A 23,878-nucleotide genomic window follows, 5' to 3' on the forward strand; every position below is an offset into this window, starting at 1 on the left:
TGTTTTGGACACATATGTAGTCACGTTGTGCCATTTTGTGTCAATGCTTTTCTGCTGAAAGATTCCTCGATTAGGAAATTGATAGTCAATTCGTATTGGTTTGGCGAATGAAGCGCGCGACGGAACCTGACGCGCAGACGCGGCATCGAACCACGCTGTCCCTCGCCGGCAAGCCACGCCAGACGCGCTGAGCGTGCTGTACGGTGAGCTGCATATGAATTCGACCCAACTGCAGCGCGGCGTCTTCCTGGCACTGCTGGCCGCCGTCACCGCTGGCTTCGTCTGGATCCTTCTCCCCTTCTTCGGCGCGGTGTTCTGGGCCATGGCGCTGGCCATCCTGTTCACGCCGATGTACCGCTGGCTGTTCAAGCGGTTGCCGAAGGGGCGCAACTTCGCCGCGCTGGTGACGCTCACGATCTGCCTGGTGATCGTGATCCTGCCGCTGATCATGATCACCCTGTCCGTCATCGAGCAGGTCACCTTGCTCGCGCAGGCCATCCGCTCGGGGCAGATCAACTTCGCCGCCTACTTCCAGCAGATCCTCGACGCCTCCCCACGCTGGCTCGTGGACCTGGCCCAGCGCTTCAACCTCGGCGACATGGCCGCCTGGCAGTCGCGCATCACGGCCGGCGCTTCGGCGGCGAGCCAGTCGATCGCGACGCATGCGCTGGCGATCGGGCAGAACACCTTCGACTTCCTGGTCAGCTTCTTCGTCATGCTGTACCTGCTGTACTTCCTGCTGCGCGACGGCGCCGACCTCTCGAAGACGGTGCGCAACGCGCTGCCGATGGCCAAGCCGCACACGCATTACCTGCTCAACAAGTTCACCACCGTGATCCGCGCGACCATCAAGGGCAACGTCGCCGTGGCCATCGCGCAGGGGACGATCGGCGGGCTGGCGTTCATGTTCCTGGGGGTGCAGGGCGCCCTGCTGTGGGCGGTGCTGATGGCCTTCCTGTCGCTGCTGCCGGCCGTGGGCGCGGCGCTGATCTGGGGGCCGGTGGCGATCTACTTCCTGGCCACGGGGCACTACTGGCAGGCCGGCGTGCTGGTGTTCGTGGGCGTGGCGGTGATCGGCCTCGTCGACAACATCCTGCGGCCCTTGCTGGTCGGCAAGGACACGCAGATGCCCGACTATGTCGTGCTGATGGCGACCATTGGCGGCATGGCGATCTTCGGGATCAACGGTTTCGTGATCGGGCCGGCGATCGCGGCGCTGTTCATGGCGGCGTGGAGCCTGTTCGTCAATTCGGGCAACCTGGACGATGTGCCGGACGAGGACATTCCACCGCCGAAATGATCAATGCGTCCACCAGCCGTCCGCAAAACGCCCCTGCATGAAGGCGATCAGGCTCATGACCTTGCCCGGCACCAGCTTGGGCGACGGGAACACGGCATGGATCTCCTGCTCGGCCAGCGGATGGTCGGCCAGCACGCGCAGCACCTTGCCGGTGGCGATCGACTCGCTGGCCACGTAGTGCGGCATCATCGCGATGCCCAGCCCTTCCCTGGCCGCCACCAGCACGGCCGACACGTTGTTGGACCGCAGCCGGCCCGACACCGGCACCGTCACCGGCTCGCCCTTGGGCGTGTGCATCTGCCAGACATCGTCGCCGACCACGCTGCTGTAGATCAGCGCGACATGCGTGCTCAGGTCCTGCGCGCGCTTGGGGATGCCGTGCTTCTTCAGGTAGCTGGGCGCGGCGACCATCACCCACGGATTGCGACCGAGGAAGCGCGCGCCCAGCGATGAATCGGCCAGCTTGCCCATGCGGATCGCGACGTCGATGCCCTGGGCCACCAGGTCGACGTAGCGGTCCTCGAAGCTGAGATCCACCTGCACCTGCGGATGGCGCGCCAGGTACTCCAGCACCTGCGGCACCACCACGCGCCGGCCGAAGGCCACCGAGGTGCCGATGCGCAGCAGGCCCTGCGCCTGCGACTGGCGCAGTTGCACGATGCTGTCGGCCTCCTCCGCGTCGCGCACGATGCCCTTGCACTTCTCGTAGTACAGCGCGCCCGATTCGGTCAGGCTCACGCCGCGCGTGTTGCGGTTGAGCAGCCGCGCCTTGAGCCGCGACTCGATGGCCGCGACCTGCTTGGTCACGGTGGGCTGGGTGGTGTTGAACTCGCGCGCGGCCTTGGAGAAGCTGCCGGTCTCCACCACGCGGACGAACATTTCCATGGCAAGCAAGCGGTCCACGGCTACTCCTGATTGCACGCTCCGGGCGACCCGCCCGGCGGTCCCGATCGTATCGACTTATTCCAGGGCGGAATAGGTTTTATGGCTGCATACCCACTTCTTACAAAGCGCGTTGATTCCCAGAATCGAGCCCATCAACAGGAGATACCCAATGGCAAAGATGACAGCGGCCCAGGCCGCAGTGCTCGTGATGGAAAAAGAAGGCGTGACGCAGGCATTCGGCGTGCCCGGCGCAGCCATCAACCCGCTGTATTCGGCCTTGCGCAAGCAGGGCACCATCGCCCACATCCTGGCGCGCCACGTCGAAGGCGCATCGCACATGGCCGAGGGCTACACCCGCGCCGTCGCCGGCAACATCGGCGTGTGCATCGGCACCTCCGGCCCGGCCGGCACGGACATGATCACCGGCCTCTACTCGGCCTCCGCCGACTCGATCCCGATCCTCTGCATCACCGGCCAGGCGCCGCGCGCACGGATCTACAAGGAAGACTTTCAGGCGGTCGACATCGAGTCGATCTCCAAGCCCGTCACCAAGTGGTCGGTCACGGTGCGCGAACCCGGCCAGGTGCCGCAGGTGTTCCAGCAGGCCTTCCACATCATGCGTTCCGGCCGTCCTGGCCCGGTGCTGATCGACCTGCCCTTCGACGTGCAGATGGCGCAGATCGAGTTCGACATCGACACCTACGAGCCGCTCAAGCCGTACAAGCCTGCTGCGACACGTGCGCAGATCGAGAAGGCCATCAGCATGCTCAACGAGGCCGAGCGCCCGTTGATCGTCGCCGGTGGCGGCATCATCAATGCCGATGCGGCCGACCTGCTGGTTCGCTTCGCGGAAGCCACCGGCGTGCCGGTGATCCCCACGCTCATGGCCTGGGGCGCGATACCCGATGACCATCCCTTGATGGCCGGCATGTGCGGCTTGCAGACCAGCCACCGCTACGGCAACGCCACGATGCTCGCCAGCGACTTCGTGCTCGGCATCGGCAACCGCTGGGCGAATCGCCACACCGGCTCGGTCGAGGTCTACACCAAGGGCCGCAAGTTCGTGCACGTCGACATCGAGCCCACGCAGATCGGCCGCGTGTTCACGCCGGACTTCGGCATCGTGTCGGACGCCAAGGCAGCGTTGGAGCTGTTCGTCGAAGTGGCTGAGGAAATGAAGGCCAAGGGCCAGTTGCCCGACCGCGGCGGCTGGGCCGGCGAATGCCGCCAGCGCAAGAAGACGATGCTGCGCAAGACCAACTTTGCCGACGTGCCGATGAAGCCGCAGCGCGTGTACCAGTGCATGAACAACAACTTCAGCCACGACACCTGCTACGTGAGCACCATCGGGCTCTCGCAGATCGCCGCGGCGCAGTTCCTGCACGTCTACAACCCGCGCCACTGGATCAACTGCGGCCAGGCCGGTCCGCTGGGCTGGACCATCTCGGCAGCACTCGGCGTGCGCGCCGCGGACCCGACCCGCAAGATCGTCGCGCTGTCGGGCGACTACGACTTCCAGTTCATGATCGAAGAGCTGGCCGTGGGCGCGCAGTTCAAGCTGCCCTACATCCACATCGTGGTGAACAACAGCTACCTCGGCCTGATCCGCCAGAGCCAGCGCGGCTTCGAGATGGACTACTGCGTGCAGCTCGGCTTCGACAACCTCAATGCCGGGCCGGACGCGGGCATCGAAGCCAGCTACGGCGTGGACCACATGAAGGTCGTGGAAGGCCTGGGTTGCAAGGGCATCCGCGTCTACAAGCAGGCCGAGATGCAGCCCGCCATCCAGCGTGCCGAACAGCTCATGGCCGAGTACGGCGTGCCGGTGGTGATCGAGGTCATGCTGGAGCGCGTGACCAACATCGCGATGGGCACCGAGATCGACGCGATCAACGAGTTTGAGCCGCTGGCCGAAGGACTTGAAGATGCGCCGACCGCGGTTGCAGCCGCAATGCTCGACTAGCCCCAGGTTCCGGGCACTTCGTGCGCCTCTCGACGCAACACCCGCGGCCCGGCAAATCGCCGGCGCTGTGGTGTTGCACGCGAATCAACACTCCTAGCTGAAACCATGCCCAAGTTCGCCGCAAACCTCACCATGCTCTTCACCGAGCTTCCGTTCATGCAACGCTTCGAAGCCGCCGCCAACGCGGGCTTCGAAGCGGTGGAATACCTGTTCCCCTATGCCTTCAGCAAGCAGGAACTGACCGCCGCGCTTCGTGACAACCAGCTCAAGCAAGTCCTGCACAACCTGCCCGCGGGCAACTGGGACGGCGGCGATCGCGGCATCGCCGTCGACCCCGCCCGCACCGCCGAATTCCGCGAAGGCGTGGCCAAGGCCATCGACTACGCGACGGCGCTGGGCTGCCCGCGCGTCAACTGCCTGGCCGGCAAGCTGCCGGCGGGCGTGAGTCCGCAGGTCGCACGGGCCACGCTGATCGAGAACCTGCGCTTTGCCGCGAAGGAATTGCAAGCCGCCGGCATCCAGTTGCTGATCGAGCCCATCAACACCTTCGACATCCCCGGCTTCTTCCTGACCCGCACCGACCAGGCGCTGGCCATCATCGACGAGGTCGGCTCGCCCAACCTCTTCGTGCAGTACGACATCTACCACGCGCAGCGCATGGAAGGCGAGCTGGGCAACACGCTCAGCAAGCAGCTCGCGCGCATCGGCCACATCCAGCTCGCCGACAACCCCGGCCGCGGCGAACCCGGCACGGGCGAGATCAACTACGAGTGGCTGTTCAAGCACATCGACGCGATCGGCTACGACGGCTGGATCGGCTGCGAATACAAGCCCCGCACCACCACCACTGCCGGCCTCGGCTGGCGCGAGGCACTGACCAGGCAAACAGAAGCGGCGGGCGCCTGAACCCGATCCCGCGCCCCTTCGAGCCAGTTCGCGCAGCAGCGCATCACACAGAATTTTTTCAATGAGCACCACTCCACAGAAGATCGGCTTCATCGGACTCGGCATCATGGGTGCGCCCATGGCCGGCCACCTGCTCGATGCAGGCCACCAGCTTTTCGTCAACACCCACGGCAAGACGCCCGAGCCCTTCGCGTCGAAGGCCACGGTCTGCAAGACGTCCACCGAGGTCTCGCAGCAGGCCGACATCATCTTCGTGATGGTGCCGGACACGCCCGACGTCGAACTCGTGCTGTTCGGCGAAGGTGGCGTTGCGGCCGGCCTGTCGAAGGGCAAGACCGTCGTCGACTGCAGCTCCATCGACCCGGTGGCCACCAAGGGCTTCGGCAAGAAGATCGAGGCGCTGGGCTGCGGTTATGTCGATGCGCCGGTGTCCGGCGGCGAAGTGGGCGCGAAGGCCGCGAGCCTGACCATCATGTGCGGCGGCCAGCAGGCGGAGTTCGACAAGGTCAAGCCCCTGCTCGACAAGATGGGCAAGAACATCACCCTGGTCGGCGGCATCGGCGACGGCCAGGTCTGCAAGGTGGCCAACCAGATCATCGTGGCGCTCAACATCGCGGCGGTCGGCGAGGCGCTGGTGTTCGCCAGCAAGGCCGGCGCCGACCCGGCCAAGGTGCGACAGGCGCTGATGGGCGGCTTCGCTTCATCGCGCATCCTGGAGGTGCATGGCGAGCGCATGATCAAGCGCACCTTTGCGCCGGGCTTCCGCATTGCCTTGCACCAGAAGGACCTGAACCTGGCGATGCAAAGCGCGCGTGCGCTCGGCGTGGCATTGCCCCAGACGGCGGGCGCGGCGCAACTCATGAACGCCTGTGCTGCGCTGGGCCATGGCCAGTCCGATCACTCGGCACTGGTGCGCGCCCTCGAAGCGCTGGCGCAGCATCCCGTTCAGCCCGACTGAGGCGGCATGAACAGTCCGAACGTTTGCCGCGTTCGGACCGGCCTGACGCGGAGAGCAGTGGCGAGGCCAGCCGACGGCGTGGCTGACTTGCCTGCATTTCAAGCAGGCAAGAACAGGCCCTCTTCAATGCAGTGGCCGACTTGCTCTTCGATCGCACCACGGAAGACTTTTGCGGCCAAGCTGACCGGGCGGCCCTTCGCAACGGCAAGCGCGCGGGTGACTGAAAACCCTTGAATGCGCAGCGCGACAAGACCTTGCCAGAGGTTCGACGTTCGCAGCACGGATCCTGGCATCACCGCGACCCCGATGCCAGCGCGGGTCAACTGCGCAATGCCTTCAAGGCCATCCATCTGAATCACCGGCTGCATCGCGCCGTGTTGCGCTTCGAGACTGCGCCGCAGGCCCTGGGAAATGATGATGGGCAGCTTTCGCAACTCGCGGGCATGCACGCTCGATCGGGTGGCCAACTTGGCACCAGGAAGGCAGAACACGGCCGTCTCCTGCTTCATGAGCGGCGTGAAATCGATGTGCTCAAGATTGCCGGGATTTGACACGATTGCCATATCAATGGTGCCGGTGGACAGCCGATGCAGCGCGTCCTCACTCCAGCTTTCCGTCAGTTCGAGTTGCACCTGAGGAAATCGCGCCCGAAAGTCGAGGGCCAGCCGGCCATGCAGGGCCTGGCCGATCGTCGGCGCTGCGGACATTCGCACACTGCCGCGCACATCGCGGTGGAACCCTCGCATTCCACGATTGAAGTTGGAGACATCCTGGGTCGCGCTCTCCACTTCGCGCAGAATGAATCGGGCTCGTTCCAGGAACATCAGGCCGCTGTCCGTCAGGGCGACGCCCGCGATGCTTCGGTTGAAAAGTGGGCCGCCCATGTCTTCCTCCAACAAACGCATCTGCCGGCTGACGGCCGACTGAGCCACATGCAGCGTTGCGGCCGCCGCACTGATGCTTCCCTTCTCGGCCACCGTCACAAAGTAGCGAACTTGACGCAGATCCATTCAGGGCTCCTATGACCAATCCATCGAAAGTTTAGATGGACGGTACCTGAAATCTATGCTTTTGCGTTGGCTCCTGTCCCGCCAGAATCGCAACAAGCGGAGACACACACACCGTCAGCGTCAGACCTCATGTGGAGGTCGAAGCGCTGACAACAACAAGCCAACCCATGCGAATCATCGACCTTCAAGAAGCAGCGTTTCCTGTGCAGAGCACCATGCGCAATGCCGTTTTCTCTTTCGCGGAGATGACCACGTCCATCGTCGCCGCTAGGCTCGATCCGGGCACCGGCAAAGCACCTGTCACGGGCTATGCGTTCAATTCCACCGGCAGATACGCCTGCGGCCAGCCTATGCGCGAGCGCTTCTTTCCCCGGCTATTGCGCGCTCGACCCGAGTCGTTGCTCGATGCTGGCGGTGTGCTCGATCCGGCCCAGGCCGTGGCGACTATGCTCGTCGGCGAGAAGCCGGGCGGTCACGCCGAGCGCTCCATCGCCATTGGCACCATCGAGACCGCGCTGTGGGACGCGATCGGGAAGGCCCGGGACCTGCCTACGGCCGAGTTGCTAGCCCAACGCTACCGCGGCGGATCGATGCATCGAAAGGTCTCGGTGTACGTCGGCGGAGGCTGGTACCGGCCGGGTGGCGCGCCGCAGGACGTCGCCGACGAGATCCAGCGCTACCAGGCCAGCGGCTATACGCACGTGAAAATCAAAGTGGGCGGGGCGCCACTGGACGAGGACTTGCGTCGCATCGATTGCGCCTTGAGCGTTCTCCCCGACAGCGGGCATCTGGCGGTCGATGCCAACTGCAAATTCCAGCGCGACGAAGCCCTTGTCTACGCTGCTGCATTGGCGCCATACCGGTTGCGCTGGTTCGAGGAGCCTTGCGACCCCAACGACTTTTCGCTGATGGCCGAAATGGCGTCCGTGTACGCGTCGCCGCTGTCTGCAGGCGAGAACCTGTATGGCATCCAGGACGTGGTGAACCTCGTTCGCCTGGGCGGCTGGCGCAGCGACCAGGACCTGATCCAGGTCGATCCACCCCAGTCCTACGGCATGCATGCCTTTGCCAGCATGGTGCTTGCGCTCGAAGCGCAAGGGTGGCCGGCGCACAGGCATTTCCCACACGGAGGCAACCAGATGTCGTTGGCCCTGGTGTCCGGCCTGGGTCTTGGCGGCTGCGAAGCCTATCCCGGCGTGTTCGGCTCCTTTGGTGGCTTTGCCGACGGCGCGGTGGTGGAGGGCGGCTATGTGCAGGCGCCGCAGTTGCCCGGCATCGGCTTCGAGGGCCACACCGCTTTGTACAACCTGATGAGTTCCGTCGGCGCGGGACTGAAGGCTCGCTGATCCTCCAACTTCAAGACAAGCAAATGAATTTCGTCACTTTCAGTACCGCGGCCGACGCCACACCTCGCCTGGGCGCGGTCGCCGATGGTTCCGTCGTCACCCTGCCAGGCGACATGGTCGCGCTCTGCGCGAGCGGCGCCGACGGCCTTGCCGCCGCCGCCAAGCTGGCCTCCTCCGCACCCCTCGCCGACCGCTACCCAATGGATCACGTCAAGCTGCTGCCGGTTGTACCGCGCCCCGGAAAAATCATCTGCATGGGGTTGAACTACGCTGATCATGCTGCCGAAGGCGGCAATGCGCGGCCTGACTATCCGAGTTTCTTCATGCGCGGCCCGTCGTCCATGACGGCGCATGGGGCGCCCATCAAGCGACCGCGCGCCTCCACCAAACTGGACTTCGAAGCCGAACTGGCGGTGGTGATCGGCAAGACCGTGCGCCATCTGACCCCAACGGGCGCGCTGGAAGCGGTGGCCGGCTACGCCTGCTTCAACGACGCCACGCTGCGTGACTACCAGCGCAAAACCGCGCAATGGACTATCGGCAAGAACTTCGACGCGACCGGCGCTTTCGGGCCCTGGCTGGTGCCTGCCTCGAAGCTGCCGCCGGGCGCCGCGGGCCTGTCGATCGAATCGCGGTTGAACGGCGTGGTCATGCAAAGTAGCAACACGGGGCAGATGCTGTTCCCCGTGGTCGAAACACTTTGCCTCATCACGGAGGCCATGACTCTGGAGCCAGGCGACGTTGTCATCATGGGGACGCCTGCCGGCGTCGGCTACGCGCGCACACCGCCGGTTTGGATGAAGGCCGGCGACACCGTCGAGGTCGAGATCGAAGGCATCGGCATCCTGTCGAACCGGATCGAAGACGACGCTTAGGCGCCATGGGTAAAAAAACTTCGAGCACCGCCTGTACCCGATGCATCAAAGCATGCCCGTCTGAACCAACCCGTGGAGTCAACGTGATCTTCGAACTGAGAACCTACACCGCGCACCCTGGTCGCACCGCCGACTATCTCAAGCAGTACGAGACCATGGCGCTGCCATTGCAAAACAAACACTTGGGCGGCCTTGTGGGCTTCTACCTCAGCGAGATCGGCCCACTCAACCAGATGGTGCATCTGTGGCGCTTTGCCAGTCTGGCTGACCGCGAACAGCGTCGCACCGCATTGGAGGCGGATCCTGCCTGGCAGGCCTACAGGGTACGCAACAAGGAAATGGGTGCCATACGCGAACAGGAATCCAGGATCCTGAAGCCTGTGCCGTTCTCGCCTGCGTAGCTGCACGGCAGGCCGACCCGCGACATGTCGGTCGCCGCAGGTTGAGCCGTCGCGGAAGCGCGGTGCGCTTACTTCACCGCAAGTCGATATTTTGCCTTTCACAAGTCATTGGAGACACCAGATGAAATTCACGCGTCGAGAGATTTTGGGCGCTGCCGCAGCAAGCGCCTTCCCGCTGCTCGGCCGGGCGGCCGAGCCAGACACCATCCGTATCGTCGTCCCGCTGACGGCAGGGTCGGGGTCGGACCTGACCGCACGTGCTTTGGCGCAAGCCATCACGGTGACAAGTGGAAAGACTGTCGTCGTGGACAACAAGCCGGGCGCTGGCGCTTCCATCGGTTCGCTGTTTGTTGCGAAGTCGAAGCCGGATGGATTGACGCTGCTTCTCAACACCGGCGCGCACACCACCAATTCGGTCCTGATCAAGAACCTGCCGTTCGATCCAATCGCCGATTTCACGCCCATCACGCGCATAACGTCAGCGCCCGGTTTCGCGTTGTTCGTTTCCAGCCGATCCCCCTACAAGACGCTGAAGCAGTTCATCGAGGCTGCGAAGAATGGCAAGCTGACCTACGGTTCGTCCGGGATCGGCAACACCACGCACGTCATCGCAGAGCTTTTTTGCAGGGCGGCGGGCGTGGACATGCTGCATGTTCCCTACAAGGGGTCGGCGATCAATGAACTGCTGGGCGGCCAGGTGGACTGCGCCTTCATTGCGCCGTCGCTAGCAGCGTCATGGATTCGATCGGGACAGTTTCACGGGCTCGGCATCTCCGGCTCCGTGCGATCCGCCCTATTGCCGGATACGCCCACGTTCAATGAGGCGGGTCTGAATGTCCCTGACATTCCAGCGTGGTCGGGACTGTGGGGGCCACGGGGGATGAGCGATGCGACTGTCGGTTCGCTCTACACCATGCTTGTCCGCGCGGGTCAGGAAACAAGATTCAGTCAGCTCGTCAAGGACGGGGGCGGGACCGTCGAAATGATGCCGCCGCAGGACTTCAGGCGCTACGTCGAGTCCGAGGTCAACCGATACAAAAAGGTCCTGCCGCCTCTTGGCATTCAGGTCACCTGAGCGCCGCGGACAGCGCGCCTTCACAAGCCATCGCGAATGGCTACTCACGAAAGTTATTTGCATGAAATCGAGGGGCCCTATGGCTGAACACTTTGGTGGCGACGAGATGGTCTCGGAGGTCCACGCGGATGGCATGTGCATCATCTGGGATGCGCCGATTCCAATGAGCGACGGGATCGTACTGCGGGCCGACATTTTTCTTCCCCAGGCACCTGGCCGATATGGCGTCGTCATGACCTACGGCCCCTACGGCAAGGGGCTACCCCTCCAGCAAGGGTTCAAGAGCGCATGGGATCGAATGGTCGCTTCCAACCCGGAGATTGCCCAAGGTTCGTCGAACAAGTACCAGAACTGGGAAGTGGTGGATCCGGAAAAATGGGTTCCCGATGGCTTTGCCTGCATCCGCATCGACAGCCGCGGCGCCGGGCGCTCGCCGGGCGTACTCGACCTGGCCTCTGCGACGGAAACACGAGACCTGTTCGAGTGCATCGAGTGGGCGGCGGTACAACCGTGGAGCAACGGGAAAGTCGGCTTGAATGGCATCTCCTACTATGCGATCAACCAGTGGCATGTCGCTGCGTTACAGCCGCCACACCTTGCGGCCATCTGCGTTTGGGAAGGCGCTGTCGACCGCTACCGCGATGCAGCGCGTCATGGTGGCATCTACTCGGAATTTTCAGCAAGCTGGTTCAGTCGGCAGGTGCTTCCACTTCAGCATGGCTATGGGGAACGTGGTTCGCGCAACCCCAACACGGGCGAACTGGTCAGCGGACCGGAAACCTTGACGGATGAAGAGCTCGCGGCGAATCGCGCGACGCAGCCAGCCAACGAAGTCCTCGATCGTCCGCTGGTGGACCAGTACTACGCAGGCCGGACGCCTGACGTCAGCAGGATCAGGGTACCGCTGCTGTCCGCCGGGAATTGGGGTGGCATGGGGCTGCATACGCGCGGCAACTTCGAGGGCTATCTTGCCGCCGGCTCTTCCGAGAAATGGCTCCAAGTGCATGGAGGCTCTCATTTCACGCCGTTCTACTGCGATGCCGGCATCGACTTGCAGAAGAGATTCCTAGGTCACTTTCTTCTTGGCAAGGACACGGGGTGGGCGAAGCAGCCGCCGGTGCAGTTGCAGATCCGCCGTCCCGACGAACATTTCACGACAAGGGACGAGCAGGAGTGGCCGTTGGCGCGGACGCGATGGACTCGCTACTACCTCGACCCTCAGTCGCGCACACTGGGAACGATGCCACGCAGCGGCGACAGCATTTCCTATCAAACGACAGATGGTGGGATCACGTTCTCGCTGCCACCCGCATCGCAAGAACTCGAGGTCACCGGCCCTATCGCAGCGCGGCTCGTGGTGTCCTCTCGCACAATCGATGCCGACATCTTTGTGGCCCTGCGTCTGTTCGCGCCGGACGACAAGGAAGTCCTGTTCATCGGATCCAATGATCCTCGGGTGCCAGTTGGATTGGGCTGGCTTCGTGCCTCGCACCGAAAGCTGGATGTCTCCAGATCACTACCCTACCGGCCCTTTCACGCGCACGACGAGTTGCAGCCCTTGACGCCCGGCGAGCCGGTGACCCTGGACATCGAGATCCTGCCGACCAGCATCGTCGTTCCGCCGGGCTACACGTTGGCGCTGAACATTCGTGGCTGTGACTTCAACCATGGACTTGGCGACGCGGCTTTCGCCAATGCGCCGTATCAGATGACCGGGGTCGGGCCATTCCGGCATGCCGAGCCAGCAGACCGGCCTCCGGAGGTCTTCGATGGTGTGAATACGCTTCACTTCATCACCGGCAACGAGCCGTTTGTACTTCTTCCGATCATCCCGTCCCGGGACGCTTGATCGAAATGTCCAGCGACAAAAGCGAGTCGGCCGGTTGAAGATTGAGAGGCTTGCCCCTCTCAACCCTTCTCGTACACAGCGTCCCTCGGCGCCTCCAGCCCCGACGCGTCCAGCGACGCCTTCAGGTTCTTCCGCCGCCACGACCACGTCCCGAAAGCCTGCTTCAGGATCGTCAGGCACGAGATGTAGTAGATGACCTTGAAACCCATCAGCCGCGGCCAGATCGGCGTCTTGCGGAACAGGTCGCCGGCCAGGATCGAGATCAGCGCCTCCTGCATGCGCCAGATGTTGCGCGGGTTCATGAACATGTTGCGGATCACCGGCGATGTGATGCGGTAGATGAACCACGAGAACATGTTCGGCCCGTGCCGCATGGTCTTCTCGAACTGGCGGAAGGCCCGCTCCGCTTCCTTCGCTTCGCCCTTCAGCCACAGGTCCACCGCGGCGGCGCTTGCGAAGGCGCTGTTCATCGCAAGGTACACGCCCGACGAAAACATCGGGTCGACAAAGGCATAGGCGTCGCCGATCATCGCGAAACGGTCACCGCGGCAGAACTTCGAGTCGTAGGCGTAGTTGCCCGTGGTGGTCGCGCCTTCGAGCAGCGTCGCATCCTTGAGACGCTCGGCCAGCTTGGGCGCGAGTGCGATCGTCTCCATGAGGAAGTCGGTCAGCGTGCCGGTACGCCGCTTGAAGTAGGCTGGCGATGCAACAGCGCCCACGCTCGTGGTGCCGTCCCGCAACGGGATGAACCAGAACCAGCCATGGTCGAACCAGAACAGCGTGACGTTGCCCTCGTACTTGCCTTGGGTACGCTTCGCATTCGCGAAGTGGCCGAAGATCGCGGCGCTCGCATGCTTGGGGTTGCGCTTCTTGGCGTCGAGCTGGTTCGACAGCACGGTGTCGCGTCCGCTCGCATCGATGACGAAGCGCGGGCGCCATTCCGTCTCCACGCCATCGCCCGCCTTCACCTTGACCAGCGCGCGGTTCTCGGGCGTGCCCTTGCCGGCATTCATGTCGACATGCGTGACCTTGTGGCCTTCGAAGGTGCGCGCGCCGCGCTTGCCGGCATGGCGGAACAGCAACTCGTCGAACTCGGAGCGCCGTACATGCACCGCATAGGGAAAGGACTTGTCCATCGCCTCGCCGAACAGGAACAGGCTGGTGTGGTCGTGCCATGGCGAGACGAACTCGCCGCCGTGCTTCTGGATGCCGATCGCCTCGACTTCCTTGCGCACACCCAGGCGATCGAACAAGGGCATGTTCATCGGCAGCAGCGACTCGCCGATGTGGAAGCGCGGGTGTTGCGCCTTCTCCAGGAGCACCACGTCGTACCCCTTGTCCGCCAGCAGGGTCGACACCGTCGAGCCTGCCGGGCCTCCGCCGATCACGACGACATCGGGTGATGCCGCATCAGGTTTCTGCATTGCCATGAAAAGCGCCACCTCCGGCGCAATGTTGATGTCTGCCCCTCCCTGATTGCGGGCTGGAGTTTATCGACCGGCGCGCCCCCGCGAAACGACAAAAACCTGCCACCGTGCTTCCACTACGCGAAGCACGAGCACTTTTGGAGTAGCCTTCCGGGCCCAGAGAACAAAGGAGCATTTTCATGGCCGCCCCCCTGTCACCGGCAGAAGAAGCGCTGCGCGAAGCAGCCCGTGAATACCATCGCAGCCCCGTCAAGGGCAAGATTTCCGTCACGCCGACCAAGCCGCTGATGAACCAGCGCGACCTGTCGCTGGCCTATTCGCCCGGCGTGGCCTATCCCTGCCTCGACATCGAGGCTGATCCAGCAATGGCGGCCGAGTACACCTCGCGCGGCAACCTCGTCGGCGTCATCACCAATGGCACCGCCGTGCTCGGCCTCGGCAACATCGGCCCGCTGGCCAGCAAGCCGGTGATGGAAGGCAAGGGCTGCCTGTTCAAGAAGTTCGCCGGCATCGACGTGTTCGACATCGAACTGGCCGAGAACGACCCCGACAAGCTGGTCGACATCATTGCCGCGCTGGAGCCCACGCTGGGCGGCATCAACCTCGAGGACATCAAGGCGCCCGAGTGCTTCTACATCGAGAAGAAGCTGCGCGAGCGCATGAACATCCCGGTGTTCCACGACGACCAGCACGGCACCGCGATCATCTCCGCCGCCGCGTTGCTCAATGGGCTGGAACTGGTCGGTAAGAAGATCGAGGACGTGAAGATCGCGGTTTCCGGCGCGGGTGCGGCGGCCATCGCCTGCCTCGACGTGATGGTGGGCCTGGGCGCGAAGATCGCGAACATCTACGCAGTCGATTCCAAGGGCCTGATCTATGAGGGCCGCGCGGGCGGCTTCGATGAATCGAAGAAGCGCTACGCGCAAAAAGATACGGGTGCGCGCACTTTGGCCGACGTGGTCAATGGCGCCGACGTGTTCCTCGGCTGCTCGGCGCCCGGCGTGATGACGGCCGAGATGGTCAAGACCATGGGCACGCAGCCGATCATCCTGGCGCTCGCCAACCCCGAACCCGAGATCCGCCCCGAACTGGCCAAGTCCGTGCGGCCCGACTGCATCATCGCCACCGGCCGCTCGGACTATCCGAACCAGGTCAACAACGTGCTGTGCTTCCCCTACATCTTCCGCGGCGCGCTCGATTGCGGCGCCAGCAAGATCACGGAAGAAATGAAGCTGGCCTGCGTGCGCGAGATCGCCGACCTGACCAAGGCCGACATCAGCGAGGAAGTGGCCACGGCCTACGAGGGCCAGGAACTGGCCTTCGGCCCCGACTACATCATCCCCAAGCCCTTCGACTCGCGCCTGATCCTGCGCATCGCGCCAGCGGTGGCCAAGGCGGCCCAGGACTCCGGCGTGGCCGCGCGGCCCATCGAGGATATCGAGGCCTATCGCCAGCACCTGACGCGCTTCGTCTACCAGACCGGCATGTTCATGCGCCCGGTGTTCAGCGCCGCCAAAGTCGCCATCCACAAACGCGTGGCCTACGCCGAGGGCGAGGACGACCGCGTGCTGCGCGCCGCCCAACTCGCGGTGGACGAAGGCCTGGCACGGCCGATCCTCATCGGCCGCCCCGGCATCATCGAGGCGCGCGTCAAGAAGGCCGGCCTGCATCTGCGCCTGGGCGAGGACGCCGACGTGGTCGACCCCGAGAACGATCCGCGCTTCCGCAACTACTGGGAGGCGTACCACAAGATCATGGGCCGCCGCGGCATCACGCCCGACGCCGCCAAGGCCATGGTGCGCCGGTCGAACACCACCATCGCCGCGCTGATGGTGCACCTGGGCGATGCCGATGCGATGCTGTGCGGGCTGGTCGGCCGATTCGACAGCCACCTGAAGATCCTCCGGGAAGTCACGGGCGTGAAGCGCGGAGCGCCGGGCTTTGCCGCGCTCAATGCACTGACGCTGGACAAGGGCACGCTGTTCATCGCCGACACCTTCATCCATGAGGACCCGAGCGCAGAAATGCTGGCCAGCATCGCGGTGATGGCCGCCGAGGAAGTGCGCCGCTTCGGCATGCCGCCCAAGGTGGCCTTCCTGTCGCATTCCAATTTCGGCTCGTCGGAACGGCCTTCGGCGAAGAAGATGCGCCTCGCGCGTGACCTGTTTTCGCAGATGGCGCCCGATATCGAGTGCGACGGCGAGATGCACGGCGACGCGGCACTGTCGGAAGAGGTGCGCTACAAGGCCCTGCCTGAAAGCTCACTGAGCGGAGAGGCCAACCTGCTGATCTGCCCGAATCTCGATGCCGCGAACATCCTGTTCAACGTGCTCAAGATGACGGGCAGCAACGGCGTGACCGTCGGCCCGATCCTGATGGGCGCGGCCGGCTCGGTGCACATCCTGACGCCGTCGGCGACGGTGCGGCGCGTGGTGAACATGACGGCGCTGGCCGTGGCCAACGCCGGAAGCCACAAGTAGCCCTGCACACAGGCTGGCGCTGCCGGGATTCGGGCAGGCCAGTCCGCGCGGTCGCGCGGCTCCGGTGAGCCGCGCCGCATCCGGCCACGACCGCGGCCACGATCCAAAAGCATCTCGAGTCGGCAGCCCGCCCGGCTCGCCGCGTCGGCCCCGCGCACAACATCGGCGCGGCGCTCGCCTCCACGTCGCACAGCCCGGCGCGGCCCCGTCCCACATGCGCCCCGCGCAGCGTCCCCGAGGCTCTCGCGTCCGCCGCGGCAGCGTGCCGCGCACATCCGCCCACCGATCCCCGACCCATGAAACTCTTCAACTGCACCCACTGCGGCAACCGCGTGTTCTTCGAGAACCTGAGCTGCGAGAGATGCAAGCGCACCCTCGGCTATTCCGCCGAGGAGCAGACGATGCTCGCCTTCGACGTGAACCCTGATGGCGACTGGTACCGCGCCGGCGCCGAAGGCCCGGCCTACCGCCCCTGCGTCAACACCTCGCAGGGCGTGTGCAACTGGCTGGTGCCCTTCGACAGCGCGCATCGCCACTGCGTCTCGTGCCGCACCACGCACACCATCCCGGCCCTCAGCAAGCCCGAGAACGTCGGCTACTGGGCCGCACTCGAAAAAGCCAAGCGCCGCCTGTTCTACACGCTCATCGAGCTGGGCCTGCCCGTGCCCAACAAGCTCGAGGACCCGGCCAACGGCCTGTCCTTCGAGTTCCTGGAAGAGGTCGACCCCAAGGCACGCGTGCTCACCGGCCATGACGAAGGCGTGATCACGCTCAACATCGCCGAGGCCGACGATGCCATGCGCGAGAAGGTCCGCCTGTCGATGCACGAGCCCTACCGCACGCTGCTCGGCCATTTCCGCCACGAGATCGGCCACTACTACTGGGACCGCCTGATCCGCGAATCGTCGTGGCTCGAGGAATGCCGCGCCTTGTTCGGGGACGAATCGGTGGACTATGCCGAGTCGCTGAAGCACCACTACGCGAACCCCAAGGCCGACTGGCCGCTGAGCCACATCAGCGTCTACGCAAGTTCGCACCCTTGGGAGGACTGGGCCGAGACCTGGGCCCACTACCTGCACATGGTGGACGGGCTGGAGACGGCCGCATCATGGGGCCTGCACCTTGCGCATGCCATCCCGTCCGGTCCCGCGCTGACGGTGCAGCCGCTCGACCCGCAGAGCCAGGGCATCGGCCAGGCGGTGATCGAGCAATGGCTGCCCACGTCGCAGTTCATCAACGCGATGGACCGCAGCCTCGGCTCGCAGGACAGCTCTCCGTTCGTGATCGTCGCGCCGGTGGTCGCCAAGCTGGACTTCATCCACCGCGTCGTGCATGCGGCGCGCCGGGGCGACATGCCGATGAGCTTCGTGCCCGAAGTGGCGCCCGTGCCGCTGGTGGCCGCAACGGCCTGAAATGAAGCCCACCCCCGATGCGCCTGCGACGCCTCTCCCTCCAGGGGGCTCCCTTTGGCGCTACAGGAGCGGAATCCACAATATCAGGAGGTGACCTCAGGCCGCGAGACATTCCCGGAGGGGGAATGCCCGATGTCCTCGGCGCGCGCACCGGCCGCCTCATGCGTCGCGCCCTATGGCGCCGGCAACGCCTCCAGCCACTGCTGCATCTGCGTCTTCCAGAATTTCGCCATGCCCGTCGTCCCGTGCCCACGCGTGTCCTTGCTGGCCGGGATCAGGTACAGCTTCGCGTTCTTCAGGCGCTTGAGTTCGCGTTCCATGATGCCCAGCTCCGGCGGGTTGCGTTCATCGTCGGCGGAGTTGATCGCGAGCACCGGCACGCGGATGCGCTCCAGCTGCGGCGACGGGTTGTAGTCGCGCGATGAGTCCCATTGGTAGAGGAAGTCGTTGGCGTCCGCGGTGAACGGTGCCGCGAGGCGCGCGTCGAGGAGCTTGTCGGCGGCCGCACGGGTCGGCGCCTGGTCCTGGTAGGCCAGGGTGCCACCGATGGACACGATCCCGAAGAAGGCATTGGCCACACGCACCGCCTGCGGTTGCGCCGTGTAGTTGCCGTTGCTCCACGCCGGGTCGTTGCGGATCGAGTCGATGACCATGCGCCGCATCATCCAATTGCGGCCCGACATTTCGGCGGGCTGCGACGCCATCGGCACCAGGGCATCCATGAATTCGGGATGCTGCTCGCCCCACATCCAGGCCTGCATGCCGCCCATCGAATTGCCGATGACCAGGCGCAGGTGCTTCACGCCCAGCCCTTCGGTCAACATGCGGTATTGGCCTTGCACCATGTCGTCGTAGTTGTAGCGCGGGAACTTCATGCGAAGCCCGTCCGATGGCTTGGAGGACTTGCCGTGACCCACCGCGTCCGGGAGGATGATGAAGTACTTCGCGGCATCGAGCGGCTGGCCCGGGCCGAACATCTCCTCCCCGAAGGCCGGCGACAACATGCTGCCGCCCGAGCCCGCCGTGCCATGCAGCACGAGCACCGCCGGGTTGGTGGGCGAGCCGAGCGTGGTGTAGTGCAGGCGCACCTCCGGCAGCACCTCGCCGGTGCTGAAGCGGAAGTCCTTGGCGATCCAGTCGCCTTCGCTTGCGGGGGGCAGGCCGGCGGCCGATGCGGCGAGCACGACCGATGCAAGGAACAGGGCGGCGCAGGCCTTGCGCAGTGTTGTCATGGGGTGTCTCCGTTGAGCTTGGAAAGGCAGTGATCACGCTGGACGCCGGGCCAGCCGCCTGGACGTCGAGGCTCCATGCCACCGCGGTCGCTGCCTGCCCACTTTAGGCACAACAGGGGCGCTTTGCCCATCGGGGCGTGCACGCAGGCGGCCGCACCGCCGCAAGGCATGGTCGCGGGTTCGCACCATTTCCGTGCGGCCCCGTTTTTGCTTGAATCCTCGCACTGCTCCCCATCGGATTCACGAATGAACAAGCGCCAGTTGATCAAGAATTTCCTCGCCGTCTCGGCCCTTGCCCTGGGCATCGGCGCCACCGTCCACGCGCAGGGCGTGACACCCATCAAGTTCCAGCTCGACTGGCGTTTCGAAGGCCCGGCCGCCCTCTTCCTGCACCCCGCCGCCAAGGGCTACTTCAAGCAGGCCGGGCTCGACGTGGCCATCGACGCGGGCAATGGCTCCGGCGGCACGGTGACGCGCGTGGCCTCGGGCGCCTACGACATGGGCTTCGCCGACCTGGCCGCGCTGATGGAGTTCCACGCCAACAACCCGGACAGCCCGAACAAGCCGGTGGCCGTGATGATGGTCTACAACAACACGCCCGCCTCGGTCATGGCGCTCAAGAAGAGCGGCATCACCAAGCCGGCGGACCTGGTGGGCAAGAAGATGGGCGCGCCGGTGTTCGACGCCGGCCGCCGCGCCTTCCCGATCTTTGCCAAGGCCAACAACCTCGGCACGCTCAACTGGACCACGATGGACCCGACGCTGCGCGAGACCATGCTGATGCGCGGCGACGTCGACGCGATTACCGGCTTCACCTTCACCTCGCTGCTGAACCTGGAGGCGCGCGGTACCAAGGCGGCCGACGTGGTGGTGCTGCCCTACCCCGACTACGGCGTGAAGCTCTACGGCAACGTGATCATCGCCTCGCCGAAGCTCATCAAGGAGAACCCGGCCGCGATCAAGGCCTTCCTCACAGCCTTCACCAAGGGCGCGAAGGAAGTCATCGCGAACCCGGCAGTCGCCATCGAATCGGTGAAGGCGCGCGACGGCATCATCGACCAGACGCTGGAGACGAAGCGCCTCAAGCTCGCGATCGACACCGTCATCAACAGCCCGGATGCGCGTGCCGAAGGTTTCGGTGTGGTGAACGCGGGACGCCTGTCGCTGATGGCGTCGCAGGTGTCCGACGCCTTCAACACCAAGAGCCGCGTGAACCCGGACGCCGTGTGGACCGCCGCCCTGCTGCCGCCCGCCGCCGAGCTGAACATCCTTCGCAAGTGATGGGCGCCGCCAACGCGACGCAGGAAGCGCCCTTCGTCGACTTCCAGGACGTCTGGCTCGCCTACAACGAGGAACTGCTGCGCGCCAACCACTTCGCGGTCGAGGCCATCGACCTGAAGGTGAAGCGCGGCGAGTTCATCGCCATCGTCGGGCCTTCGGGCTGCGGCAAGTCGACCTTCATGAAGCTGGCGACGGGGCTGAGGATGCCGTCGATGGGGCGCATCCGCATCGACGGTGCGCCGGTGACCGGGCCGCTGAAGATCTCGGGCATGGCCTTCCAGGCGCCTTCGCTGCTGCCGTGGCGCACGACGGTGGACAACGTGCTGCTGCCGCTGGAGATCGTCGAGCCCTATCGCTCTTCTTTCAAGGCGAAGCGGAAGGAATACATCGAGCGTGCGCGCAAGCTGCTGCAGAAGGTGGGCCTGGCTGGCTACGAGGACAAGTTTCCATGGCAGCTGTCCGGCGGCATGCAGCAACGCGCGAGCATCTGCCGCGCGCTGATCCATGAGCCGAAGATGCTGCTGCTCGACGAGCCTTTCGGCGCGCTCGATGCGTTCACGCGCGAGGACCTGTGGTGCATCCTGCGCGACCTGCATGCGGAGCAGCAGTTCAACGTGATCCTGGTGACGCATGACCTGCGCGAGTCGGCCTTCCTCGCGGACACGGTGTATGTGATGAGCAAGAGCCCGGGGCGCTTCGTCGTCAAGCGCGAGATCGACCTGCCGCGTCCGCGCGAACTGGAATTGACCTACACCAAGGAATTCACCGACATCGTGCTGGAACTGCGCGGACATATCGGCGCGATCCGCAACACCGGCATCGGCGCAACACAGGCAACGGCAGTGACAGGAGCATCCGCATGAAGAACAGCAAGCAGATCGAGCGCTGGTCGCCGTGGATCCTGCTGGTCGCGGTGCTGGTGCTGTGGCAGGTGATCTGCGCCGGCTTCGGCGTATCGGAGTTCATCTTCCCGAGCCCATGGCGCATCTGGACGCAGTTCTGGGAGTTCAAGCTCATCATCGCGGGGCACGCGTGGCGCACCTTCTGGGTGACGATGGCGGGCTTCGGCCTGGCGATCGTGGTGGGCGTGCTACTGGGCTTCGTGGTCGGCAGTTCACGCCTGGCCTATGCGGCGATGTATCCGTTGATGACCGCCTTCAACGCACTGCCGAAGGCGGCCTTCGTGCCGATCCTGGTGGTGTGGTTCGGCATCGGCGCCGGGCCGGCGATTCTCACCGCCTTCCTCATCAGCTTCTTCCCCATCATGGTCAACATCGCGACCGGGCTGGCGACGCTGGAGCCTGAACTGGAAGACGTGCTGCGCGTGTTGGGCGCGAAGCGCTGGGATGTGCTGATGAAGATCGGCCTGCCGCGTTCGATGCCGTACTTCTATGCGTCGTTGAAGGTGGCGATCACGCTGGCTTTCGTGGGGACGACGGTGAGCGAGATGACGGCGGCGAACGAGGGCATCGGCTACCTGCTGATCTCGGCCGGCTCTGCCATGCAGATGGGGCTGGCCTTTGCCGGGTTGGTGGTGGTGGGTGCGATGGCGATGGCGATGTACGAGGTGTTCAGCGCGATCGAGAAGCACACGACCGCCTGGGCGCACCGCGGGTCGAATTGAATTGCTCCCTCGCCCCTCTGGGGAGAGGGCCGGGGTGAGGGGCAGCGGCGATGGCACTGGCTGCACACCGTCCACCGTCCGGAGCCCTCACCCCAACCCTCTCCCAGAGGGAGAGGGAGCAAAATTCGCTGATGACTGAAGACCAGATCCTCCGCGCGCTTCGCCGCGCCAACGAAGTCGCGCAGCGCGCCATGGCCATGGGCCGCCACCCTTTCGGCGCCGTCCTCGTCGCACCCGATGGCGAGACCATCCTGGCCGAGCAAGGCAACATCGACACCGTGCATCACGCCGAAGCCACGCTCGCGCGCACTGCCTCGCTCAACTACCCGGCCGACTATCTCTGGCAGTGCACGCTGGTCACCACCTTCGAGCCCTGCGCGATGTGCGCCGGCACCACCTACTGGGCCAACATCGGCCGCGTCGTCTACGGTGCGGAAGAAGCCGCCTTGCTCGCGCTCACCGGTGATCATCCGGAGAACCCGACGCTGTCCCTGCCCTGCCGCGAGGTGTTCGCGCGCGGGCAGAAGAACATCGAGGTCATCGGCCCAGTCGCCGCCGTCGAGGAAGAAATGATCGCCACGCACCGCGGCTTCTGGGAAAGCCGCGGCACGGACGCCTGACGCTTCTAGTCCTTGATCAAGCCCAGGTGCAGAAAGCCCAGGGTGTTGCCGTTGTCACTTTGCAAGGCGTGACATGGCTGCAAAGCGACAAGTCAGCCTGGTATGGTCACCAGCGGCATGCCCTCGCGCGCACCCGAATCGGCCAGCGTCGAGAAGATCATCACCATCGCGAAGGTGCGTTTGGAAGCGATGTCGCGATCGTCGATCCAGAACCAGCCGTTGCGGTATTGCACGGACACCAGCGCATCGGCGGGCCGCTCCTGCGCGACCTTCACCTTGAGCAGACGCCCCAGCACCGCGCTCGATGGCGCCTGGCTCTCGGTGGTGCGGCCATCTTGCACGTCGGCCTGCGGCACATCCACGTACTCGCCCAAGTCGATCAGGATCTGCAGCATCGAACGCGTGAGCATGGCGATCTCGCCCTCACCGGCCGCGGCGGCGCCGAAGCGAACCTGGTATTCGCTGCGCCCCGGGCCCAGGCGCAGCAGTCCGCGCAACTCCTCGACGCGAGCGGTTTCCTCCGGCACCAATGAACGCGTGTTGAAGAACAGCACCACATCGTGGTCTTCCCTCGCGCCGCCGCGCACCCGCATGCCGAGCAACTCGGAGTCCTGCAGCATGCGCATCAGCTGCACCATGCGTTCATAACCCGCGGCCCCGCGCCCCGTGCTGTTGAGCCCGTTGATGCTGTGCACCACGACCCGGAACACCAGGTCGATCGGCCAGCCGGCCTGCATCGCGAACAGCACGGCCGCCGGCGGTATCGGCGTCAGCATGCTGCGATTGAATTGCTGGCCGGTCAGCGGCGTGTAGGTGATGGTGGGGCGGTCGGTCCATTTGCCCTGCGCGCCGAAGCTGAGGTTGCTGCCCGGCGGCGCCACCGCGTTGTTCTTTGCCAGGATGCCGCCCGCGGAGACCGTGCTTTCCAGCGTGTAGCCGCTGACCACCTGCGAGACCTCCAGGAACAAGGGCATGTCGGCGTAGCGCGCACGCACGATGTTGAGCAGCGTCTGCTCTTTCCAGGAGCGCGCGATCTCGCCGTTGTAGTCGAAGCGGTCACGCGAGACGGTGGGAGGACCGACGGCCGCACATCCGGCCAGGGACAGCGCGCCGAGGCATAGCGGCGCCGTCAGGAATCGCCTGCGGTCGGACAGGATCATGCGTTGCTCCTCGCGGTGCGGCCCCCGCGCAGCGCCGGGCGACATGCTCGTTCGCGTTTGTTGCGCGCGATCTT

Annotated in this window: 20 protein-coding genes; 15 read left to right on the forward strand and 5 right to left on the reverse strand. The window is 64.8% G+C overall.

Annotation, left to right across the window (positions count from 1 at the left end; all coding sequences use genetic code 11):
- The first annotated feature begins 214 nt into the window (after nt 1-214).
- Nucleotides 215-1,300, forward strand: a complete 1,086-nt coding sequence (locus WKW82_RS06420) for an AI-2E family transporter (protein ID WP_340341410.1) — start codon at nt 215-217, stop codon at nt 1,298-1,300.
- On the opposite strand, the gene WKW82_RS06425 is transcribed toward WKW82_RS06420, so the two are convergent.
- Nucleotides 1,301-2,203 carry a LysR family transcriptional regulator gene (locus WKW82_RS06425; protein ID WP_340341411.1) on the reverse strand — a complete coding sequence of 301 codons (903 nt, stop codon included), beginning with the start codon at nt 2,201-2,203 and terminating at the stop codon, nt 1,301-1,303.
- A 151-nt stretch (nt 2,204-2,354) separates the two neighbouring features.
- Between WKW82_RS06425 and gcl the strand changes: the two genes are divergently transcribed.
- From gcl to WKW82_RS06440, 3 genes are all read left to right on the forward strand, one after another.
- Complete coding sequence (gcl, locus tag WKW82_RS06430; RefSeq protein WP_340341412.1) at nt 2,355-4,148, forward strand: glyoxylate carboligase; 1,794 nt, start codon at nt 2,355-2,357, stop codon at nt 4,146-4,148.
- Between the two features lie 105 nt (nt 4,149-4,253).
- Nucleotides 4,254-5,054 (forward strand): hydroxypyruvate isomerase, encoded by an 801-nt coding sequence (gene hyi, locus WKW82_RS06435; RefSeq protein WP_340341413.1) that lies wholly within the window; start codon nt 4,254-4,256, stop codon nt 5,052-5,054.
- A gap of 61 nt (nt 5,055-5,115) precedes the next feature.
- A complete protein-coding gene (locus tag WKW82_RS06440) occupies nt 5,116-6,012 on the forward strand; it encodes a 2-hydroxy-3-oxopropionate reductase (RefSeq protein WP_340341414.1) in 897 nt (298 codons plus the stop codon).
- 98 nt (nt 6,013-6,110) lie between these two features.
- Here WKW82_RS06440 and WKW82_RS06445 read toward each other — a convergent pair whose 3' ends face one another.
- Complete coding sequence (locus WKW82_RS06445; RefSeq protein ID WP_340341415.1) at nt 6,111-7,022, reverse strand: LysR family transcriptional regulator; 912 nt, start codon at nt 7,020-7,022, stop codon at nt 6,111-6,113.
- 167 nt (nt 7,023-7,189) lie between these two features.
- Between WKW82_RS06445 and WKW82_RS06450 the strand changes: the two genes are divergently transcribed.
- The 5 genes from WKW82_RS06450 to WKW82_RS06470 all read left to right on the forward strand — a co-directional run bounded on the left by WKW82_RS06450 (nt 7,190) and on the right by WKW82_RS06470 (nt 12,568).
- Complete coding sequence (locus tag WKW82_RS06450) at nt 7,190-8,368, forward strand: enolase C-terminal domain-like protein (RefSeq protein WP_340341416.1); 1,179 nt, start codon at nt 7,190-7,192, stop codon at nt 8,366-8,368.
- Between the two features lie 23 nt (nt 8,369-8,391).
- Nucleotides 8,392-9,243, forward strand: coding sequence for a fumarylacetoacetate hydrolase family protein (locus WKW82_RS06455; RefSeq protein WP_340341417.1), 852 nt, complete (start codon nt 8,392-8,394; stop codon nt 9,241-9,243).
- Between the two features lie 83 nt (nt 9,244-9,326).
- Nucleotides 9,327-9,644 carry an NIPSNAP family protein gene (locus tag WKW82_RS06460; RefSeq protein WP_340341418.1) on the forward strand — a complete coding sequence of 106 codons (318 nt, stop codon included), beginning with the start codon at nt 9,327-9,329 and terminating at the stop codon, nt 9,642-9,644.
- 121 nt (nt 9,645-9,765) lie between these two features.
- A complete protein-coding gene (locus tag WKW82_RS06465) occupies nt 9,766-10,719 on the forward strand; it encodes a Bug family tripartite tricarboxylate transporter substrate binding protein (RefSeq protein WP_340341419.1) in 954 nt (317 codons plus the stop codon).
- Between the two features lie 79 nt (nt 10,720-10,798).
- Nucleotides 10,799-12,568 (forward strand): CocE/NonD family hydrolase, encoded by a 1,770-nt coding sequence (locus WKW82_RS06470; protein ID WP_340341420.1) that lies wholly within the window; start codon nt 10,799-10,801, stop codon nt 12,566-12,568.
- A 59-nt stretch (nt 12,569-12,627) separates the two neighbouring features.
- Here the strand turns inward: WKW82_RS06470 and WKW82_RS06475 are convergent, their stop codons facing one another.
- Nucleotides 12,628-13,998, reverse strand: coding sequence for an NAD(P)/FAD-dependent oxidoreductase (locus tag WKW82_RS06475; protein WP_340341421.1), 1,371 nt, complete (start codon nt 13,996-13,998; stop codon nt 12,628-12,630).
- 176 nt (nt 13,999-14,174) lie between these two features.
- On the opposite strand from WKW82_RS06475, the gene WKW82_RS06480 reads away from it, so the two are divergent.
- Both WKW82_RS06480 and WKW82_RS06485 read left to right on the forward strand, forming a co-directional pair.
- A complete protein-coding gene (locus tag WKW82_RS06480) occupies nt 14,175-16,475 on the forward strand; it encodes an NADP-dependent malic enzyme (protein WP_340341422.1) in 2,301 nt (766 codons plus the stop codon).
- Nucleotides 16,476-16,771: 296 nt separating this feature from the next.
- Nucleotides 16,772-17,887 (forward strand): zinc-binding metallopeptidase family protein, encoded by a 1,116-nt coding sequence (locus tag WKW82_RS06485; protein WP_340341423.1) that lies wholly within the window; start codon nt 16,772-16,774, stop codon nt 17,885-17,887.
- Between the two features lie 173 nt (nt 17,888-18,060).
- Here the strand turns inward: WKW82_RS06485 and WKW82_RS06490 are convergent, their stop codons facing one another.
- Entirely contained in the window at nt 18,061-19,119 is a 1,059-nt protein-coding gene (locus tag WKW82_RS06490) for an alpha/beta fold hydrolase (RefSeq protein WP_340341424.1), read from the reverse strand.
- 246 nt (nt 19,120-19,365) lie between these two features.
- On the opposite strand from WKW82_RS06490, the gene WKW82_RS06495 reads away from it, so the two are divergent.
- The 4 genes from WKW82_RS06495 to WKW82_RS06510 all read left to right on the forward strand — a co-directional run bounded on the left by WKW82_RS06495 (nt 19,366) and on the right by WKW82_RS06510 (nt 22,644).
- Entirely contained in the window at nt 19,366-20,400 is a 1,035-nt protein-coding gene (locus WKW82_RS06495) for an ABC transporter substrate-binding protein (RefSeq protein WP_340341425.1), read from the forward strand.
- Entirely contained in the window at nt 20,400-21,263 is an 864-nt protein-coding gene (locus WKW82_RS06500) for an ABC transporter ATP-binding protein (RefSeq protein WP_340341426.1), read from the forward strand. The genes WKW82_RS06495 and WKW82_RS06500 overlap by 1 nt, the downstream gene beginning before the upstream one ends.
- The gene (locus WKW82_RS06505; RefSeq protein WP_340341427.1) at nt 21,260-22,024 is read left to right on the forward strand and encodes an ABC transporter permease; all 765 of its coding nucleotides are present in this window, start codon (nt 21,260-21,262) and stop codon (nt 22,022-22,024) included. The genes WKW82_RS06500 and WKW82_RS06505 overlap by 4 nt, the downstream gene beginning before the upstream one ends.
- Nucleotides 22,025-22,155: 131 nt before the next feature.
- The gene (locus tag WKW82_RS06510; RefSeq protein ID WP_340341428.1) at nt 22,156-22,644 is read left to right on the forward strand and encodes a nucleoside deaminase; all 489 of its coding nucleotides are present in this window, start codon (nt 22,156-22,158) and stop codon (nt 22,642-22,644) included.
- 92 nt (nt 22,645-22,736) lie between these two features.
- On the opposite strand, the gene WKW82_RS06515 is transcribed toward WKW82_RS06510, so the two are convergent.
- Nucleotides 22,737-23,804 (reverse strand): hypothetical protein, encoded by a 1,068-nt coding sequence (locus WKW82_RS06515; protein ID WP_340341429.1) that lies wholly within the window; start codon nt 23,802-23,804, stop codon nt 22,737-22,739.
- Nucleotides 23,805-23,878 lie beyond the last annotated feature (74 nt).

Source organism: Variovorax rhizosphaerae (assembly GCF_037889975.1).
In the GTDB taxonomy this organism is placed as follows: Bacteria; Pseudomonadota; Gammaproteobacteria; order Burkholderiales; family Burkholderiaceae_C; genus Variovorax; species Variovorax rhizosphaerae.

Excerpts from the sequence above, each read along its gene's own strand:
- WKW82_RS06440 (WP_340341414.1), top strand. The coding sequence starts at position 5,116 with ATGAGCACCACTCCACAGAAGATCGGCTTCATCGGACTCGGCATCATG.
- WKW82_RS06480 (WP_340341422.1), top strand. The coding sequence starts at position 14,175 with ATGGCCGCCCCCCTGTCACCGGCAGAAGAAGCGCTGCGCGAAGCAGCC.
- WKW82_RS06495 (WP_340341425.1), top strand. The coding sequence starts at position 19,366 with ATGAACAAGCGCCAGTTGATCAAGAATTTCCTCGCCGTCTCGGCCCTT.
- WKW82_RS06510 (WP_340341428.1), top strand. The coding sequence starts at position 22,156 with ATGACTGAAGACCAGATCCTCCGCGCGCTTCGCCGCGCCAACGAAGTC.
- WKW82_RS06455 (WP_340341417.1), top strand. The coding sequence starts at position 8,392 with ATGAATTTCGTCACTTTCAGTACCGCGGCCGACGCCACACCTCGCCTG.
- WKW82_RS06465 (WP_340341419.1), top strand. The coding sequence starts at position 9,766 with ATGAAATTCACGCGTCGAGAGATTTTGGGCGCTGCCGCAGCAAGCGCC.
- hyi (WP_340341413.1), top strand. The coding sequence starts at position 4,254 with ATGCCCAAGTTCGCCGCAAACCTCACCATGCTCTTCACCGAGCTTCCG.
- WKW82_RS06450 (WP_340341416.1), top strand. The coding sequence starts at position 7,190 with ATGCGAATCATCGACCTTCAAGAAGCAGCGTTTCCTGTGCAGAGCACC.
- gcl (WP_340341412.1), top strand. The coding sequence starts at position 2,355 with ATGGCAAAGATGACAGCGGCCCAGGCCGCAGTGCTCGTGATGGAAAAA.
- WKW82_RS06420 (WP_340341410.1), top strand. The coding sequence starts at position 215 with ATGAATTCGACCCAACTGCAGCGCGGCGTCTTCCTGGCACTGCTGGCC.
- WKW82_RS06500 (WP_340341426.1), top strand. The coding sequence starts at position 20,400 with ATGGGCGCCGCCAACGCGACGCAGGAAGCGCCCTTCGTCGACTTCCAG.
- WKW82_RS06485 (WP_340341423.1), top strand. The coding sequence starts at position 16,772 with ATGAAACTCTTCAACTGCACCCACTGCGGCAACCGCGTGTTCTTCGAG.
- WKW82_RS06515 (WP_340341429.1), bottom strand. The coding sequence starts at position 23,804 with ATGATCCTGTCCGACCGCAGGCGATTCCTGACGGCGCCGCTATGCCTC.
- WKW82_RS06445 (WP_340341415.1), bottom strand. The coding sequence starts at position 7,022 with ATGGATCTGCGTCAAGTTCGCTACTTTGTGACGGTGGCCGAGAAGGGA.
- WKW82_RS06475 (WP_340341421.1), bottom strand. The coding sequence starts at position 13,998 with ATGGCAATGCAGAAACCTGATGCGGCATCACCCGATGTCGTCGTGATC.
- WKW82_RS06490 (WP_340341424.1), bottom strand. The coding sequence starts at position 19,119 with ATGACAACACTGCGCAAGGCCTGCGCCGCCCTGTTCCTTGCATCGGTC.
- WKW82_RS06470 (WP_340341420.1), top strand. The coding sequence starts at position 10,799 with ATGGCTGAACACTTTGGTGGCGACGAGATGGTCTCGGAGGTCCACGCG.
- WKW82_RS06505 (WP_340341427.1), top strand. The coding sequence starts at position 21,260 with ATGAAGAACAGCAAGCAGATCGAGCGCTGGTCGCCGTGGATCCTGCTG.